Annotated in this window: 14 protein-coding genes; 10 read left to right on the forward strand and 4 right to left on the reverse strand. The window is 64.4% G+C overall.

What is annotated here, in order from left to right:
- On the reverse strand, positions 1 to 1,674 hold the full coding sequence (locus A6A05_RS03695; protein WP_068497577.1) for a sensor histidine kinase: 1,674 nt from the start codon (positions 1,672 to 1,674) through the stop codon (positions 1 to 3).
- Between the two features lie 362 nt (positions 1,675 to 2,036).
- Here A6A05_RS03695 and pdhA point away from each other — a divergent pair, with 362 nt between their 5' ends.
- The 8 genes from pdhA (at position 2,037) to A6A05_RS03735 (ending at position 9,876) form a co-directional block, all read left to right on the forward strand.
- Entirely contained in the window at positions 2,037 to 3,038 is a 1,002-nt protein-coding gene (pdhA, locus tag A6A05_RS03700) for a pyruvate dehydrogenase (acetyl-transferring) E1 component subunit alpha (RefSeq protein WP_068497578.1), read from the forward strand.
- 12 nt (positions 3,039 to 3,050) lie between these two features.
- On the forward strand, positions 3,051 to 4,418 hold the full coding sequence (locus tag A6A05_RS03705) for a pyruvate dehydrogenase complex E1 component subunit beta (RefSeq protein ID WP_068497579.1): 1,368 nt from the start codon (positions 3,051 to 3,053) through the stop codon (positions 4,416 to 4,418).
- A gap of 14 nt (positions 4,419 to 4,432) precedes the next feature.
- The gene (locus A6A05_RS03710) at positions 4,433 to 5,716 is read left to right on the forward strand and encodes a pyruvate dehydrogenase complex dihydrolipoamide acetyltransferase (RefSeq protein ID WP_068497584.1); all 1,284 of its coding nucleotides are present in this window, start codon (positions 4,433 to 4,435) and stop codon (positions 5,714 to 5,716) included.
- A gap of 28 nt (positions 5,717 to 5,744) precedes the next feature.
- Positions 5,745 to 6,350 carry a hypothetical protein gene (locus tag A6A05_RS03715; protein WP_068497586.1) on the forward strand — a complete coding sequence of 202 codons (606 nt, stop codon included), beginning with the start codon at positions 5,745 to 5,747 and terminating at the stop codon, positions 6,348 to 6,350.
- Positions 6,351 to 6,352: 2 nt separating this feature from the next.
- Positions 6,353 to 6,823 (forward strand): hypothetical protein, encoded by a 471-nt coding sequence (locus A6A05_RS03720; RefSeq protein ID WP_068497588.1) that lies wholly within the window; start codon positions 6,353 to 6,355, stop codon positions 6,821 to 6,823.
- A gap of 18 nt (positions 6,824 to 6,841) precedes the next feature.
- Positions 6,842 to 8,236, forward strand: a complete 1,395-nt coding sequence (lpdA, locus tag A6A05_RS03725; protein ID WP_068497590.1) for a dihydrolipoyl dehydrogenase — start codon at positions 6,842 to 6,844, stop codon at positions 8,234 to 8,236.
- Between the two features lie 233 nt (positions 8,237 to 8,469).
- Positions 8,470 to 9,411 carry a lipoyl synthase gene (gene lipA, locus A6A05_RS03730; RefSeq protein ID WP_068497648.1) on the forward strand — a complete coding sequence of 314 codons (942 nt, stop codon included), beginning with the start codon at positions 8,470 to 8,472 and terminating at the stop codon, positions 9,409 to 9,411.
- Between the two features lie 9 nt (positions 9,412 to 9,420).
- A complete protein-coding gene (locus tag A6A05_RS03735) occupies positions 9,421 to 9,876 on the forward strand; it encodes a type II toxin-antitoxin system RatA family toxin (RefSeq protein WP_068497592.1) in 456 nt (151 codons plus the stop codon).
- 33 nt (positions 9,877 to 9,909) lie between these two features.
- Here the strand turns inward: A6A05_RS03735 and A6A05_RS03740 are convergent, their stop codons facing one another.
- A complete protein-coding gene (locus A6A05_RS03740) occupies positions 9,910 to 12,159 on the reverse strand; it encodes a putative bifunctional diguanylate cyclase/phosphodiesterase (protein ID WP_216635739.1) in 2,250 nt (749 codons plus the stop codon).
- 312 nt (positions 12,160 to 12,471) lie between these two features.
- Between A6A05_RS03740 and A6A05_RS03745 the strand changes: the two genes are divergently transcribed.
- Together A6A05_RS03745 and A6A05_RS03750 are read left to right on the forward strand one after the other, a co-directional pair.
- Positions 12,472 to 13,239, forward strand: a complete 768-nt coding sequence (locus A6A05_RS03745; protein WP_245644179.1) for an SAM hydrolase/SAM-dependent halogenase family protein — start codon at positions 12,472 to 12,474, stop codon at positions 13,237 to 13,239.
- A 32-nt stretch (positions 13,240 to 13,271) separates the two neighbouring features.
- Positions 13,272 to 14,099 carry an MBL fold metallo-hydrolase gene (locus A6A05_RS03750; protein ID WP_068497596.1) on the forward strand — a complete coding sequence of 276 codons (828 nt, stop codon included), beginning with the start codon at positions 13,272 to 13,274 and terminating at the stop codon, positions 14,097 to 14,099.
- A gap of 16 nt (positions 14,100 to 14,115) precedes the next feature.
- Here the strand turns inward: A6A05_RS03750 and A6A05_RS03755 are convergent, their stop codons facing one another.
- Together A6A05_RS03755 and A6A05_RS03760 are read right to left on the reverse strand one after the other, a co-directional pair.
- Entirely contained in the window at positions 14,116 to 14,775 is a 660-nt protein-coding gene (locus A6A05_RS03755) for an OmpA/MotB family protein (RefSeq protein WP_068497597.1), read from the reverse strand.
- Positions 14,772 to 15,569, reverse strand: coding sequence for a motility protein A (locus A6A05_RS03760; protein ID WP_068497599.1), 798 nt, complete (start codon positions 15,567 to 15,569; stop codon positions 14,772 to 14,774). The genes A6A05_RS03755 and A6A05_RS03760 overlap by 4 nt, the downstream gene beginning before the upstream one ends.
- Between the last annotated feature and the right edge of the window lie 29 nt (positions 15,570 to 15,598).

Consider the following 15,598-nt stretch of genomic DNA (forward strand, 5'->3'; position numbering starts at 1 on the left):
CTACTCCGATCGCACCGGCAGGGCGAAGCGCACGCAGGCGCCGCCGCTGGCCGAGGATTCTATCCACACGCGCCCCCCGGCCGCCTCGACGATTTTCTTGACCAAGGGAAGCCCGATGCCGGTCCCCGCCTTGCCGTTCTCGGGATTCAGGCGTTCGAACACCCTGAACACCCGCTCGCGGAACTCCTCGGGGATGCCGGGGCCGCTATCCGATACCGAAAAGATCGCCATGCCGTCATCTAGGCGGGCCGAGACCTCGATGAGTGGGGCCTGGTCGGGATGGTGATGGGTGGCGGCGTTCTCGATCAGGGCGCAGAATATATCGACCAGGCGGTTTTGGTCGATGATGGCGGGCGGCAGGCGCGTGCGGCGAACCTCGGCGCCGGCGGCGGCCAACACCTGATTCATTCGGACCAGACTGGAATCCAGCACCATTTCGCTATCGGCGGGAGAATGGGCCGGCGGCAGCATGCCGACCGCCAGGTAAAGCTGGACGTCGCGCAACAGCGCACGCAGGCGGGTGGCGCCGTTGACCACATGGCCCAAGGCCTTGGACGCCTCGTCGTTTGCCGACAGGCCCAGCATTTTCTGCAGGCGGGCGGCAAAGGCCATCTGCAGACGTACCGGCTCTTGCAGATGGTGGGCCAGGACCTCGGTGAACTGTTCCATGTCGCGGTTGCGCCGTTCAAGGTCGTTGCGCGCCGCGATCAATTCGCGCTCGCGCTGGCGCAGGTTGGCCTCGGTGGATTGCTGGCGCAGCGCCAGCATCAGCAGCAGCGCCGACCCGGCCAGCAGCAGCACCGACCCGCCGATGCCGGTGGCCAGGAACAGCGTGTGTTCGTGGGCATGGATCTCGGCCATGGCCGTTTGCGGGCGGCTGACGATCACCGCCAGCGGGAAGTCGGCCATCTGGCGGAAGGCGCCGATATGGGCCATCCCGTCCGAGGCGATGGCGCCTTCGACGACGCCTTCGCGCTGGTCCCACAGCTTGGTGAAATAGGGGGTGTCGATGATGGATTGGCCTGGCGTGCGGTCGTCGCCGGCGGCGCGGGCCCGCTGGATGCCGTCGCGGCCGACCACCACGATGGCGGCGTCGCGGCCCAGATCGATCTGGCGGTAGATGTCGGTGATGTAGTCGGGCGACAGCGACACCACCATCACCCCGGCGAAGCTGCCGTCCGGCTTGTTCAGCCGCCGCGTCAGCTGGATCGACCACTTGCCCGAGGCGCGGCCCAGCACCGGCTTGCTGACGAACAATCGACCATCGTCCTGGCCTTGATGGATGGTGAAATGTTCGCGGTCGCCCAGATAGACCCGGCCGGATATCGGTGCGGTCGAGATCATCAAGAAGCCGTCGGATCCGATGATGCCCACCTGGACCGACAATCCCGCCAGGATCGGGCTGCGGGCCACCATCGCCTTCAGGTCGAACCCGGTGGGGTTGTCCTCGTACTCGGCCTTCATGTGGGTGACCACCTGATCCAGGCCGCGAATGATGCTGTGGGTGTGGGATTCCAGCAGACGGGAATAGTTGGTCAGCTCAAGCAGGAAGGTGGCGGTGTTGAGCGCCTCTGCCCGGCGGTCCTGGGCCACAATGGTCAGCCACAGAAGCGCCAGCAAAACCATCCCGAACAACGGAATGAAAAGGCGCTGTGCGATCCAGGTAAGGGTCATCACCCAGGTCCGTGCATATTAGAAACGTTTCCCGGAAAGCACTTGCCAGACGGAGAGGCCCGCCGCCTACTCCGATACGACTATAGCATAGGGGGAAAGGGCGAAAAGCCCGAAAGTCGGCCCTTTCAATTCAACCATTGTCACCCGATATGCGAAGCTATGGCGGCCGCGGGCGCCGATGCTGCACTGCACCACCCGCTAACTACCCGAAGTGACGGGAAGATCAAGATAACCGAAAACAGGTTAAGCAGCCATACCGCATTGCAAAACAAGAAAAATTGAATGCGATAGTTCTTGCAAAATAGGTGAGCATCCTTTACCCATCTTGAAAAATCAGCTCGGTTGACCGGTAGGGAGGACACATGGCTACACCCGCGAAACGCAAGGCCAAGGGGGCGGAGCCGAGTGCGGCTCAGCTAAACCGCTGGTACCGCGACATGCTGCTGATTCGCCGCTTCGAGGAAAAGGCCGGCCAGCTTTACGGTATGGGTCTGATCGGCGGCTTCTGCCATCTCTATATCGGCCAGGAAGCGGTGGTGGTCGGCATGCAATCGGCGGCTGGCGACACCGATTCGGTGATCACGTCCTATCGCGATCACGGCCAGATGCTGGTCTGCGGCATGGACCCCAAAGGGGTGATGGCCGAGCTGACCGGGCGGTCGGGCGGCTATTCGCGCGGCAAGGGCGGCTCGATGCACATGTTCAGCCGCGAGAAGCGCTTCTATGGCGGCCACGGCATCGTCGGCGCCCAGGTGCCGATCGGCACCGGCCTGGGCTTCGCCCACAAATATTCCAGCGACAACGGCGTCTGCCACGTCTATCTGGGCGACGGCGCGCTGAACCAGGGCCAGGTCTATGAAAGCTTCAACATGGCCGCCCTGTGGAAGCTGCCGGTGGTCTATGTCATCGAGAACAACAAGTACGCCATGGGCACCTCGTCCGAGCGCCACGCCGCCGGCACCGAGCTGTTCAAGCGCGGAAGCGCCTATGGCATTCCTGGCGAGGCGGTCGATGGCATGAGCGTCGAGGCGGTGCACGAAGCCGCGCTTCGCGCCCTGGACCATGCCCGTTCGGGCGAGGGGCCTTACATCCTGGAAATGAAGACCTACCGCTATCGTGGTCACTCGATGTCCGACCCGGCCAAGTACCGGACCAAGGAGGAGGTGACCAAGATGCGCGAGCAGCACGACCCCATCGACACGCTGAAGGCCAAGATGTTGGCCGCCGGCATGACCGACGAGGCGACGCTGAAAGAGCTGGACCGCGAGGTCAAGGCCATCGTCACCGAGGCGGCCGAGTTCGCGCAATCGAGCCCCGAGCCCGATGCGAGCGAACTGTGGACCGACGTGTTGATCGAAGCCTAGGGGGAAACGACGATGGCTATCGAAATCCTGATGCCGGCGCTGTCGCCGACCATGACCGAGGGCAAGCTGGCCCGATGGTTGAAGAACGAAGGCGACGTGGTCAAGTCCGGCGACGTCATGGCCGAAATCGAGACCGACAAGGCGACCATGGAAATGGAAGCGGTGGACGAGGGGCGCATCGGCCGCATCCTGGTGCCGGCCGGCACCGACGGCGTGGCGGTCAACACCCCCATCGCCGTGCTGCTGGAAGAGGGCGAGACCGATGTCGCCGCCGCCATGGACAAGGTAATGGAGAATGCCGGCCCGTCCTGCGTGCCGGTGCCCCATTCCGGCCCGGTGCCGTCGTGCATGCCGGCCGTGCCGCCCAAGCCGGCCGAGGGCGAGAAGGTCTATGACAAGTTCACCCGCCAGACCGTGCGCGAAGCCCTGCGCGACGCCATGGCCGAGGAAATGCGCCGCGACGAATCGGTGTTCCTGCTGGGCGAGGAAGTTGCCCAGTACCAGGGCGCCTACAAGGTCAGCCAGGGTCTGCTGGACGAATTCGGGGGCAAGCGAGTCATCGATACCCCGATCACCGAAATGGGCTTCGCCGGCCTGGCGGTCGGTGCCGGCTTCGCCGGCCTGAAGCCGATCGTCGAGTTCATGACCATGAACTTCTCGATGCAGGCCATCGACCACGTCATCAATTCCGCCGCCAAGACCCTTTACATGTCCGGCGGCCAGCAGCCCTGTTCCATCGTGTTCCGCGGCCCCAACGGCGCGGCGTCCAGGGTCGGTGCCCAGCACAGCCAGGACTTCGCCTCGTGGTACGCCCATTGCCCGGGCTTGAAGGTGGTGGCACCGTGGTCGGCCGCCGACGCCAAGGGCCTGTTGAAGGCCGCCATCCGCGATCCCAACCCGGTGGTGGTGCTGGAAAACGAGATCCTGTACGGCCAGAGCTTCGACGTGCCCGACGACCCGGATTTCATCCTTCCGATCGGCAAGGCCAAGATCGAGCGCAGCGGCGACCGCGTCACCATCGTCACCTATTCGCGCATGGTCGGCGTCGCCCTGGAAGCCGCCGCCCTGCTGGAAAAGGACGGCATCGAGGCCGAGGTGATCAACCTGCGCTCGCTGCGCCCCATCGACATCGGCACCATCGTCGCCTCGGTCAAGAAGACCAACCGTATCGTCAGCGTCGAGGAAGGTTGGGCCTATGCCGGCATCGGTTCGGAAATCGCCGCGCTGATGATGGAGCATTGCTTCGACTGGCTGGACGCGCCGGTGGTGCGGGTGTGCGGCGCCGACGTGCCGATGCCCTATGCCGCCAATCTGGAACGGATGTATCTGCCGACCGTGGAAGGCGTCGCCGACGCTGCCCGCAAGGTCTGCTACGCTTAAGGGGGACAGCGCTCATGCCCATCGAAATCCTGATGCCGGCGCTGTCGCCGACCATGACCGAAGGCACCTTGGCCCGCTGGCTGAAGGCGGAAGGCGATGCCGTCAAGTCCGGCGACGTTTTGGCCGAGATCGAAACCGACAAGGCCACCATGGAGTTCGAGGCGGTCGATGAGGGCGTGCTGGGCAAGATCGTGGTGCCCGCCGGTACCTCGGGCGTTGCCGTCAACACCCTGATCGGCGTGATCCTGGCCGAAGGCGAAAGTGCCGCCGACATCAAGGCCAAGCCCTCTCCCACCCCAGCCCTCCCTCTCCCGCAAGCGGGCGATGGAGGGAGCGCCATCCCCTCTCGCCCGCTTGCGGGAGAGGGGCAGGGGGAGAGGGCGGCCCATTCCGGCTCGCGCGTCTTCGCCAGCCCGCTGGCCAAGCGCATCGCCGCCGATGCCGGCATCGACCTGAAGGCGGTCGCAGGCTCTGGCCCCCATGGCCGCATCGTCAAGGCCGACGTCGAGAAGGCCAAGGCCGGGGGGGGGGGCAAGCCCGCCCCGACGGCTGCCGCCGCTGCCCCCGCCGCACCCAAGCCGGCGCCTGCGCCGGCCGCAGCCAATCCGTTCGAGCCGGCCTTCGAGGAAATCCCCAACTCGACCATGCGCAAGGTCATCGCCCGGCGCCTGACCGAGGCCAAGGCGACCATCCCGCATTTCTATCTGTCGATCGATTGCGAGTTGGACGCCCTGTTGAAGGTCCGGTCCGAACTGAACGGCCGGTCCGATGCCTACAAGCTGTCGGTCAACGATTTCGTCATCCGCGCCGTCGCCCTGGCCTTGAAGAAGGTGCCCGCCGCCAACGCCAGTTGGGGCGAGGACGCGATCAAGCGCTATACCGATGTCGATGTCTCGGTGGCGGTGGCCACGCCGGCCGGCCTGATCACTCCGATCATCCGCCATGCCGACCACAAGGGCCTGGCCTCGATTTCGGCCGAGATGAAGGAACTGGCCGGCAAGGCCAAGGACAACAAGCTGAAGCCCGAAGAATTCCAGGGCGGCGGCTTCACCATCTCGAACCTGGGCATGTATGGGGTCAAGGACTTCGCCGCCATCATCAACCCGCCGCAAGGAGCGATCCTGGCGGTCGGTGCCGGCGAGCAGCGCCCGGTGGTCAAGGCCGGCGCGTTGGCGATTGCGACGGTGATGACCTGCACGCTGTCGGTGGACCATCGGGTCATCGACGGGGCGGTCGGCGCCGAGTTCCTGGCCGCCTTCAAGAAGCTGATCGAGGATCCGCTGTCGATGCTGCTTTAGGCCAGAAGGGGGAGGGAGGAGCATCGACATGGACAAGGACGAGGTTGCTCGCATCATGCCGGGCATCCGTCAGGGTTTCGAGACCCTGAAGGAACATATGGCCGGCGGCCGCATGCACGCGGCCGAGCGGCTGTTGTTCGGCGGTTGCCTGCAATGGGGGGCTGAACTGGCCCGCATCTACGCCGCCGACGACCGGGCGGCCCTGTCGGCGCGCGATCCCTTGACCCGGTTCTTCGTCATCCGCCTGCGCGGCATGCCCGAGCCGGCCTCGCTGGCCGATGCCCCGCCGGCCGGGCTGTTCCTGATGGCCTTCACCGCTTTCCCCTATCTCGACGCCCTGCTGGACGAATCGGCCATCGGCGAGCATCACGGCCTGGACGAGGACGGCAACCGCCTGGTTCGCCGCGTCGTTGCCGGCGAAGATGACGGCACCACGCTGCGCGCCAGCCGCCGGGGTCCCGATTGGTGCTTCGACCTGATGCCGGTGTACCAGGCCAAGGCCGCCGCCATGGAGGCTTTCATCGAGGCCGAGTTCCAGGGCGACTTTTCCGCCTTCCTGTGGCGTTACGTCGCCGACCACGATCTGATGTTCGACATGGACCAGGCCTGGCGGCCCTTGGCGGTGGAGGCCTGAGCATGCGATTTCGTGTCCGCGACCTCGACCGTCCGTTGGCCGCCATGCCGGCCCTGCCCGAAAGCCATCCCTCGGCGGCCGAAAGCCAATTGGTCGCCGGCCTGATCGACATGATCGGCGGCAGCGCCCTGTTCGGCGAGCAGATGCTGCTGGCCGAGGAGCAGGAACGCTGCTACCGCGCCATCGCCGACCTTCGGCGCCTGATCGGCGAAACCGGCGAGATGCTGCCGGCCGACGCCTTGGGTGCCGACGACCTGCTGGCGATGAAGGCGGCATGCCGCAAATATCTGGATCTGGCCGAGACCTGGGACAAGAAGTCCGGCCGGCGCTTTTCCATGCCGTCCTATCGCTTCTACCAGATGCTGGGGGCCTTTCGCGAGATGATGGGCCTGCATCTGTGGCGGTTGGGCGATCTGCACGATCTGGACGTTGACGGCCGCCTGGTCGCCTTCTTCCCTGGTTCCAAGGAATAGGTTTTCTCGGAGGCTTCAATGTCTGACAACAACTTCGACGTGGTGGTGATCGGCGGCGGTCCCGGCGGCTATGTGGCGGCGATCCGCGCCGCCCAGCTGGGGATGAAGACCGGTCTGGTCGAGCGCGAGCATCTGGGCGGCATCTGTCTCAATTGGGGCTGCATCCCGACCAAGGCCTTGCTGCGCTCGGCCGACATCTTCCGCACCATGAAGCACGCCGAATCCTACGGTTTGGCCGCGCCCGGCGCCTCGTTCGACCTGGCCAAGATCGTGGCCCGCTCGCGCGGTGTGTCGAAGCAGCTGAATGCCGGCGTCAAGGGCCTGCTGAAGAAGAACAAGGTCACGGTGTTCGACGGCCACGGCAAGCTGGCGGGCAAGGGCAAGGTCGCCGTCGAGGGCGCCAATCCGGCCACGCTTTCGGCCAAGCACATCATCCTGGCCACCGGTGCCCGCGCCCGCGTGCTGCCCGGCCTGGAGCCCGACCAGGATTCGGTGTGGACCTACAAGGAAGCCCTGGTGCCCCAGACCATGCCCAAGCGGCTGTTGGTCATCGGCTCGGGCGCCATCGGCATCGAGTTCGCCAGCTTCTTCAACGCGCTGGGTTCCGAGGTCACGGTGGTCGAGATGATGGACCGCGTGCTGCCGGTGGAGGACGAGGAAATCTCCGCCTTCGCCCGCAAATCCTTCGAGAAGCAGGGCATGCGCATCCTGACCGGCGCCACCGTCAAGGGCGTGAAGAAGGCGGCGGGCACGGTGACGGTGCAGGTCGAAGCCGCCGGCAAGCTTGAAGACATCGTCGTCGACCGGGTGATTTCCGCCGTCGGCATCGTCGCCAATATCGAGAATATCGGCCTGGAAGGCACCAAGATCAAAGTCGAGAAGGGCCATGTGGTCACCGACCAGTGGTGCGCCACCGACGAGCCCGGCGTTTACGCCATCGGCGACCTGACCGCCCCGCCATGGCTGGCGCACAAGGCCAGCCACGAGGCGGTGATCTGCATCGAAAAGATCGCCGGCCTTCGGGATGTGCATCCGCTGGAAATGATGAAGATTCCCGGCTGCACCTATTGCCATCCCCAGGTGGCCAGCGTCGGCATGACCGAGAAGAAGGCCAAGGATAAGGGCTATCAAGTCAAGGTCGGCCGCTTCCCGTTCATCGGCAACGGCAAGGCCATCGCCCTGGGCGAGACCGAGGGGATGATCAAGACGGTGTTCGACGCGCGTACCGGCGAGCTTTTGGGCGCCCACATGATCGGCGCCGAGGTCACCGAGATGATCCAGGGCTATACCGTGGCCAAGACCCTGGAAACCACCGAGGCCGAGCTGATGCACACCGTCTTCCCGCATCCGACTCTGTCGGAAATGATGCACGAGGCGGTCCTGGACGCCTACGGCCGGGCGATCCATATCTAGGGGCAGATGCCCGCATTCGTCATGCCCGCGCTTGACGCGGGCATCCACGCGGGGCCGCCTATTTCATTGTTTCAAATGAGTTTTGCACCCCAACGCGTGGACCCTCGGGTCAAGCCCGAGGGTGACGGAAAAGGGAACGGGGCCTCGCGCCCCGTTCAATCACACGCCAGACGTTCAACGCCTGGGGCGAGATTTTCTTGACCGCCACCCCCTTGCGGGACCATATCCAAGCCATGACCGACAAACCCGTTCTTCGCCATCCGGAAAAGGCCAGGAAGCCGGATAACCCTTCGCCCCGAAAGCCTGAGTGGATTCGCGTCAAGGCGCCGACCTCGGCCGAGGCCGCCGAGGTGCGCCGCCTGATGCGCGACAAGAATCTGCATACGGTGTGCGAAGAAGCGGCTTGCCCGAATATCGGCGAGTGCTGGAAGCATCGCCACGCCACCTTCATGATCCTGGGCGACACCTGCACCCGGGCCTGCGCGTTTTGCAACGTCAAGACCGGCAACCCCAAGGGCGCCCTTGATCTGCTGGAGCCCGAGAACCTCGCCGACAGCGTGCGATCCATGGGCTTGAAGCATGTGGTGATCACCTCGGTCGACCGCGACGATCTGGATGACGGTGGCGCCGGCCAGTTCGTCGCCTGCATCGAACGCATCCGCGCCACCAGCCCGGACTGCACCATCGAGGTGCTGACGCCGGATTTCCGCGACAAGAAGGGCGCCATCGATCGCGTCGCCGCCGCCCGGCCCGACGTGTTCAACCACAATCTGGAAACGGTGCCGCGCCTTTATCCCGGCATCCGCCCGGGGGCGCGCTATTTCGACTCGCTGCGCCTGCTGCAGCGGGTCAAGGAAGTCGAGCCTTCCTGCTTCACCAAGTCCGGCATCATGGTCGGTCTGGGCGAGACCCGGGCCGAGGTGTTGCAGGTGATGGACGACATGCGCTCGGCCGGCATCGATTTCATTACCATCGGCCAGTATCTGCAGCCGACCCTGAAGCATGTCGCCGTCGATCGCTTCGTCACCCCCGACGAGTTCGAGGATTTCAAGAAGGTGGCCCGTTCCAAGGGCTTCTTGATGGTGTCGGCCTCGCCACTGACCCGCTCGTCGCACCACGCCGATCGCGATTTCGCCGAGTTGAAGGCCGCCCGCGCCGCCTTGATGGCCGGCTAGGGGACGAGTGTGCCGACCCACGCCGAAAAGCGCGAGATGCCGCACAGCCCCGAACAATTGTTCGGGCTGGTCGCCGACGTCGAACGTTACCCGGAATTCCTGCCGTGGTGCGTCGGCGCCCGCATCAGGAAGCGAGACGGCAACGTCTTCTTCGCCGATCTGGTGATCGGCTTCAAGCTGATCCGCGAGCGTTATACCTCGAAGGTTAACTTGGACCCGGTTAATCGCCGCATCGACGTCACCTATACCGAGGGGCCGTTCCAGCGCCTCAACAATCATTGGATCTTCGAGCCGACCGAGGATGGCGGCACGCGGATCGATTTCTACGTCGATTTCGAGTTCCGCTCGAAGCTGTTGCAGAAGATGATCGGGGCGCTGTTCAACGAGGCGGTCAAGCTGATGGTGGCGTCGTTCGAAAAGCGCGCCCGCCAGCTATACGGCCCCGACAGCCGGTGTCGCTCGTGAAAAAGTACACCGAGGCGAAGCCGAGGGACTTTTTCACGAAACCCCGACAGCCGGCAACCCGCCGGGCAGGCGGCCCAGCCTTAGGCAGTCGGCGAAGCCTGCCGGATCGACCGGACGGGCGAAATGATAGCCCTGGATCAGGTCGCAGCCGATGGCATTCAGGCAGGCCAGCTGCGCCGCCGTTTCGACCCCTTCGGCGACCACCGTCAGCTTCAAGGAATGGCTGAGCGCCACGATGGCGGCGACGATCTCGCTTGAGGCCGGGTTGACGTCGATGTCGTGGACGAACGAGCGGTCGATCTTCAAGGTATCGACCGGGAATTTCTTCAGATAGGACAGCGACGAATAGCCGGTGCCGAAATCGTCGATGGCCACCGAGAAGCCCGCCCGGTGCAGGGCCTCCAGGGTGGCGATGGCGCGCTCGGCGTGGCTCATCACCGCACTTTCGGTCACTTCCAGTTCCAACAGGAACGGATCGACGCCGTATTCGCCGACCATGGCCTGGATGCGTTCGGCCAGGTCGGCCTGGTGCAGCTGGTGGGCCGACAGGTTGACGGCGATCTTGACCGGGGCCAGGCCGTCTTGCTTCCACTGGACCATCTGGCGGCAGACCTGTTGCAAGACCCAGGCCCCGATGGTCAAGATCAGGCCGTTTTCCTCGGCGATGGGGATGAACTGGGTCGGCGGCACCCGCCCGAACACCGGATGGGTCCAGCGCAGCAACGCCTCGGCCCCGGTGATGGTGCCGCAACTCTTGGCCTTGGCCTGGTAATGGACCTCGAGCTGGCCGCGCTCGATGGCGCGGCGCAGTTCGGTCTCGATCCCTAGGCGCTCGACCGAGTGGGCGTGCATTTCCGGGGTGTAGAACTGGTAAAGCCGTTCCGCCCCTTCCTTCGAGCGGTTCATGGCGGTTTCCGCCTTGCGCACCAGATCGTCGGGCTCGTTGCCGTCGGCCGGGGCCAGGGTGATGCCGAAGGCGGCGGAAACGAATATTTCCTGGCCAGACGCCTCGAAGGCGGTGTCGAACGACGCCCGCAGCCGGCCCAGCACCGGATGGATGTCGTGGATTGCGTCCAGGTCCGACAGCAGGCAGCAGAAGGTGTCGCCGCGCAGGCGGGCGATGGTGTCCTCGGTGCGAAGTGCTGCGCCCAGCCGGTCGGCGACGGCGCGCAGGACCAGGTCGCCGGTCTGGTGACCCAGGGTTTCGTTGATCTGCTTGAAGCGGTCCAACCCGATCATCACCAGGGCGGTCAGGGTGCCGGCCCGGGGGGCGCGTTCCAGCGCCTGGGTCAGGCGGTCGGTGAACAGGTGGCGGTTGGGCAGGGCGGTGACCGGGTCGATATAGGTCAGGGTGCGGATGGTCTCTTCCGCCTGCTTGTTGCGCGAGATGTCGGAAAACACCCCGACATAGCGGGTGATCTGGCCGGACTCGTCGGCGATGGCGCGAATCGACAGCCATTCGGGATAGGCTTCGCCATTCTTGCGGCGGTTCCAGATCTCGCCTTCCCACTCGCCCTGTTCGCGGATGGCGCCCCACATCGCCTTATAGAATTCCGGGCCTTGCAGGCCCGACTTCAACAGGCGGGCATTGGCGCCCAGGACTTCGTCGCGGTCGTAGCCGGAAATGGTGCAAAAAGCGTGGTTGACCCACAGCATGGTGCCGCGGCGGTCGGTGACCATCACGCCTTCCTTGGTGCATTCCAGCACTTTCTCGGCCACGTACAGGCGGGTGGCGGCCTTCTTGCGGGCGGTGATGTCGTGGAACAGCACGACGAAACCGCGCTCGGCATCTTGTTCCATTTCAGACAGCGACAATTCGGCCGGGAAGGCGGTTCCGTCCTGGCGCCTGGCCACCACCTCAAGGCGGCCATTGAGGAAGCCCGAGGTGGCGTCCGAATTGTGGGCGCGCAGGCGTTCGCGCAATTGGTCGCCATGCGGGGCGGCCAGCAATCCTTCCAGCGGTTCGCCGATGGCGTTGGCCGGCGGATAGCCGAACAGGCGCGAGAAAGCGGGGTTGACGTGGCGGATGATGCCGGCCGAATCGGTCAGGGCCAGTCCGTCGCCCAGGGTCACCATCATGGTGTCCAGGCTGGTGGCGGCCGAACGCTGCAGGCGCCGCGCCCGCGAGGCCGCCAGATTGTCGCCCCGTAGCATCAGGTGCTTGAGCAGAAGGAACATGAAGGCGGCCGACGCGACCAGCCAGCCGCTGGCCGCCACGGGCACAGGCTCGGCAAACACCGCCATCCCACCCAGGCCGGCAAGCAGATATAGCGAAGAAATCACGGCCGGCATGCGTGCCGGTTCCGAAATGGCGCTGATCAAACGGGCGCTTCTGCCCGGTGGTGGCGGTGACACGATAGACAAACCTTCCGGCATCGACCATGCTCCCCCGCATGGATTGCCCGACCCGTTTCTAAGATAAGGTGTGCACAGCTCTGTCCACAAGCCTTTAGCTCGGGAATGACTTGTTTTTACCAAGGCATGAGGATGAAAGTGGCGTCTAGACTACATCCTTAGGGTCATTCGTCACGTTCTTTCGTGGTGGTATAACAAGATCGTTGGGTTGTTTGTCTCCTCTCGTCGAAAGGTTCGTTGTTGCGGCCGATCTTTTTGTTCACCGATTACGGCGTGACCGGTCCCTATGTCGGCCAGGTGAAGGCGGCGCTGTTGGCGCAGGGCTTCGCCGGCCCGGTGATCGATCTGATGGCCGACGCGCCCGCCTTCGACCCAAAGGCTTCGGCCTATTTGTTGGCGGCGCTGTTGCCCCGCATGCCGGCCGACGCGGTCGGCCTTTGCGTCGTCGATCCCGGGGTCGGCGGCGACCGTGCCGCCCTGGTGGTCAAAGCCGACGGCCGGTTGCTGGTCGGACCCGACAACGGCCTGTTCGAACTGGCGGCTCGGCGCGCTGCCACCCTTGGCATCTGGCGCATCGAATGGCAGCCGGACGAGTTGTCGGCCACCTTCCATGGCCGCGACCTGTTCGCGCCGGTGGCGGCCGACCTGGCCCAGGGACGGCGCCCGCAAACGCCTTGGTGCAGCCCGACACAACGGATCGACAGGGGGGACTGGCCGAACGACTGGGCCGTCACCATCTATGTCGATGGGTTCGGCAATGTGATGACCGGACTGCGCGGCGAGGCGGTCGCCGGGGATGATGTCTTGGTGGTCAACGGCCACCGTCTGACCGCGGCTCGCACTTTTTCCGACCTGCCGCCCGGCCAGCCTTTTTGGTATGTCAATTCGGTCGGTTTGGTGGAATTGGCCGTCAATGGCGGGCGCGCCGATCAATGTCTGGGGATCGCCGGGCGGGCGGTCGTCGAACGACAGAAAAACCAGGATGCGTCGGACGCCGCTTCGGCTTAGTCTGTCGCCGTCACAACGGGAGAATTGCCGAGATGGGGTATTCGGTCAGGTTCTGGGGGGTGCGTGGAAGTATTGCCTGCGCTTCGCCTGACCATGTGGTTTACGGCGGCAACACCAGTTGCGTCGAAATCGATGTCGCCGGCCAGGTGCTGATTCTGGATGCCGGAACTGGCATTCGTTTTCTGGGCCAAAGCCTGATGAAGCGCAAGGTCCAGTCGGCGACCCTGCTGATGACCCACACCCACTGGGACCATATCAACGGCTTCCCGTTCTTCGTGCCGGCCTATGTGCCGACTTTTTCCCTGAAGATCATGGCCGGGCATCTGGGCGAGCGTATGGGCGGCATCAAGGGCGTGTTGACCAGCCAGATGCAGAATCCGACCTTCCCGGTACCGATCGAGACCATGCGCGGCCAATTGTCGTTCGAGGACTTTCCCGCCGGCAGCAGTTTCTCGCCTTACCCCGAGGTGGTGGTGAAGACCACGGCCTTGAAGCATCCCAACGAGGCGACCGGATACCGCATCGAACATGCCGGCTTCTCCGTCTGCTACATCACCGACACCGAGCATACCCCCGGCAGCCCCGATCCCAACGTCCTGGCGCTGATCGAAGGCGCCGATCTGGTGATTTACGACTGCACCTATACCGACGACGAATTCCCCGCCAAGGTCGGCTGGGGCCATTCGACCTGGCAGGAAGGGGTGCGGCTGTGCGATCAGGCCGGGGTCAAGCGGCTGGTTGTGTTCCACCACGATCCCGACCATATCGATCCGGTGATGGCCGAGATCGAGGCCGCCGTCCAGGCCGCCCGGCCGGGCAGCATCGTCGCCCGCGACGGCATGGAAATCGTGCTGGCCTAGGGGATTTGGCGCCCTGTCAACGCGGATTGACGTGGATTGAAACGCGACGGTTCAGGGTCTGGTTGATGGGCAAAGCGGTGCCGTCTTCACGGCGATTGGGCACGCGCGGTGCGAACTGGCCGTAAGAGGCGACGATCATCTGCTCGGGCGGCAGCCCCAGGCTGGCCAATGCCCGCATGGTCACCAGGGCGCGGGCGGCGGCCAGGTCGAAGTTCGACGGAAATTGCGGGGTCTTGACCGGCGTGTCGTCGGTATGGCCCTGGATTTCGAAACGATAGGCGGCGAAGCGCGGATTGTTCAAGGTCGCCACCAACTCGCGCATCAACGGCATGAATTCGGGCTTCATTTCCGCCGAACCGGCGGTGAACATCGCGCCCGAATCCAGGTTCAGCACCACGCCGCGATCGTCGGTGCCGACATCGGCGGCCTGGCCGGTGGTGTCCAGCGCGTTGATCACCTGGGCCAGTTCGTTCTTCAAGGTCTCGATCGGGCGCTCGGAAGGGTGCTTGCCCATCTCCGAGGTCATGCCGGACTGGACCTTCTCGTACAGGGTCGAATCGACCTTGGACACCGAGGCCATAAGGATGAAGAAGCACAGCAGAAGGGTGACCATGTCGCCATAGGTCTCCATCCAACTACCGTCGACTTCTTCCTTCTTTTGTTCGAAGCGGCTCATTTGCTTTTCTGCTTATCGATGTCGAAATGGATCGACGGGTCGAGGAAGCTGTTCATCGCATCCTGGATGAAGCGGGGGTTCTTGCGTTCGGCCAACAGGCACAATCCCTCGGTCACCAGATAATTACGGAAACGGATGATTTCCTGACGCTGCTGGATCTTGCTGGCGGCCGGCAACAACATCATGCGCGGCAGCAGCACGCCGTACAAGGTGGTGATCAGCGCCACCGCCATGCCCGGACCCAGGGCGGCGGGGTCCGAGCCCATCTGGCCCAGCATGATGACCAGGCCGATCAGGGTGCCGATCATGCCGTAGGCCGGCGCGGTGCCGGCCATGTTCTTCAAGATATCGGCCGGCACGCACGAGCGCTGGAAGGTGGTCTCGACCGCGTTGGTCAGGATCGAGCGGACTTCGTCGCCGCTATAGCCGGCGATCACCAGATCGACGCCATAGCCCAGGAACCGGTCTTGCTGCTTGAGCTTGGCTGTGTCGGCCTCGAGGGCCGCCAAGCCGCCCTTCTGGATCATGTAGCCCCAGCGGATGGCGCGGGCCACCTCGCCTTGCAGAACGCCGCGCTGGATTTTCGGCGCGAAGAAGATCGACGCCATCAGGCGGAACGCCTGCATCACATACATGGGTTCGTAGGAAATGAAGGTCGAAGCGAAGGTGCCGCCGACCACCATCACGAAGGACGGAAGATCGACGAAGGCCATGTAATTGTCGGTCGAAATGAAAATCGACCCGAGAAACAGCACGATGCCGGCTAGAAAACCAATGATTGTCGCCAGCGACATGACGGCTCAACTCCCCTCGATCCGAGTGG

The organism is Magnetospirillum moscoviense (assembly GCF_001650635.1).
Lineage (GTDB): Bacteria > Pseudomonadota > Alphaproteobacteria > Rhodospirillales > Magnetospirillaceae > Magnetospirillum > Magnetospirillum moscoviense.

What these genes read in the sequence shown, in the direction of transcription:
- A6A05_RS03695 (WP_068497577.1), bottom strand. Translation starts at nt 1,674, where the DNA reads ATGACCCTTACCTGGATCGCACAGCGCCTTTTCATTCCGTTGTTCGGG.
- pdhA (WP_068497578.1), top strand. Translation starts at nt 2,037, where the DNA reads ATGGCTACACCCGCGAAACGCAAGGCCAAGGGGGCGGAGCCGAGTGCG.
- A6A05_RS03705 (WP_068497579.1), top strand. Translation starts at nt 3,051, where the DNA reads ATGGCTATCGAAATCCTGATGCCGGCGCTGTCGCCGACCATGACCGAG.
- A6A05_RS03710 (WP_068497584.1), top strand. Translation starts at nt 4,433, where the DNA reads ATGCCCATCGAAATCCTGATGCCGGCGCTGTCGCCGACCATGACCGAA.
- A6A05_RS03715 (WP_068497586.1), top strand. Translation starts at nt 5,745, where the DNA reads ATGGACAAGGACGAGGTTGCTCGCATCATGCCGGGCATCCGTCAGGGT.
- A6A05_RS03720 (WP_068497588.1), top strand. Translation starts at nt 6,353, where the DNA reads ATGCGATTTCGTGTCCGCGACCTCGACCGTCCGTTGGCCGCCATGCCG.
- lpdA (WP_068497590.1), top strand. Translation starts at nt 6,842, where the DNA reads ATGTCTGACAACAACTTCGACGTGGTGGTGATCGGCGGCGGTCCCGGC.
- lipA (WP_068497648.1), top strand. Translation starts at nt 8,470, where the DNA reads ATGACCGACAAACCCGTTCTTCGCCATCCGGAAAAGGCCAGGAAGCCG.
- A6A05_RS03750 (WP_068497596.1), top strand. Translation starts at nt 13,272, where the DNA reads ATGGGGTATTCGGTCAGGTTCTGGGGGGTGCGTGGAAGTATTGCCTGC.
- A6A05_RS03755 (WP_068497597.1), bottom strand. Translation starts at nt 14,775, where the DNA reads ATGAGCCGCTTCGAACAAAAGAAGGAAGAAGTCGACGGTAGTTGGATG.
- A6A05_RS03760 (WP_068497599.1), bottom strand. Translation starts at nt 15,569, where the DNA reads ATGTCGCTGGCGACAATCATTGGTTTTCTAGCCGGCATCGTGCTGTTT.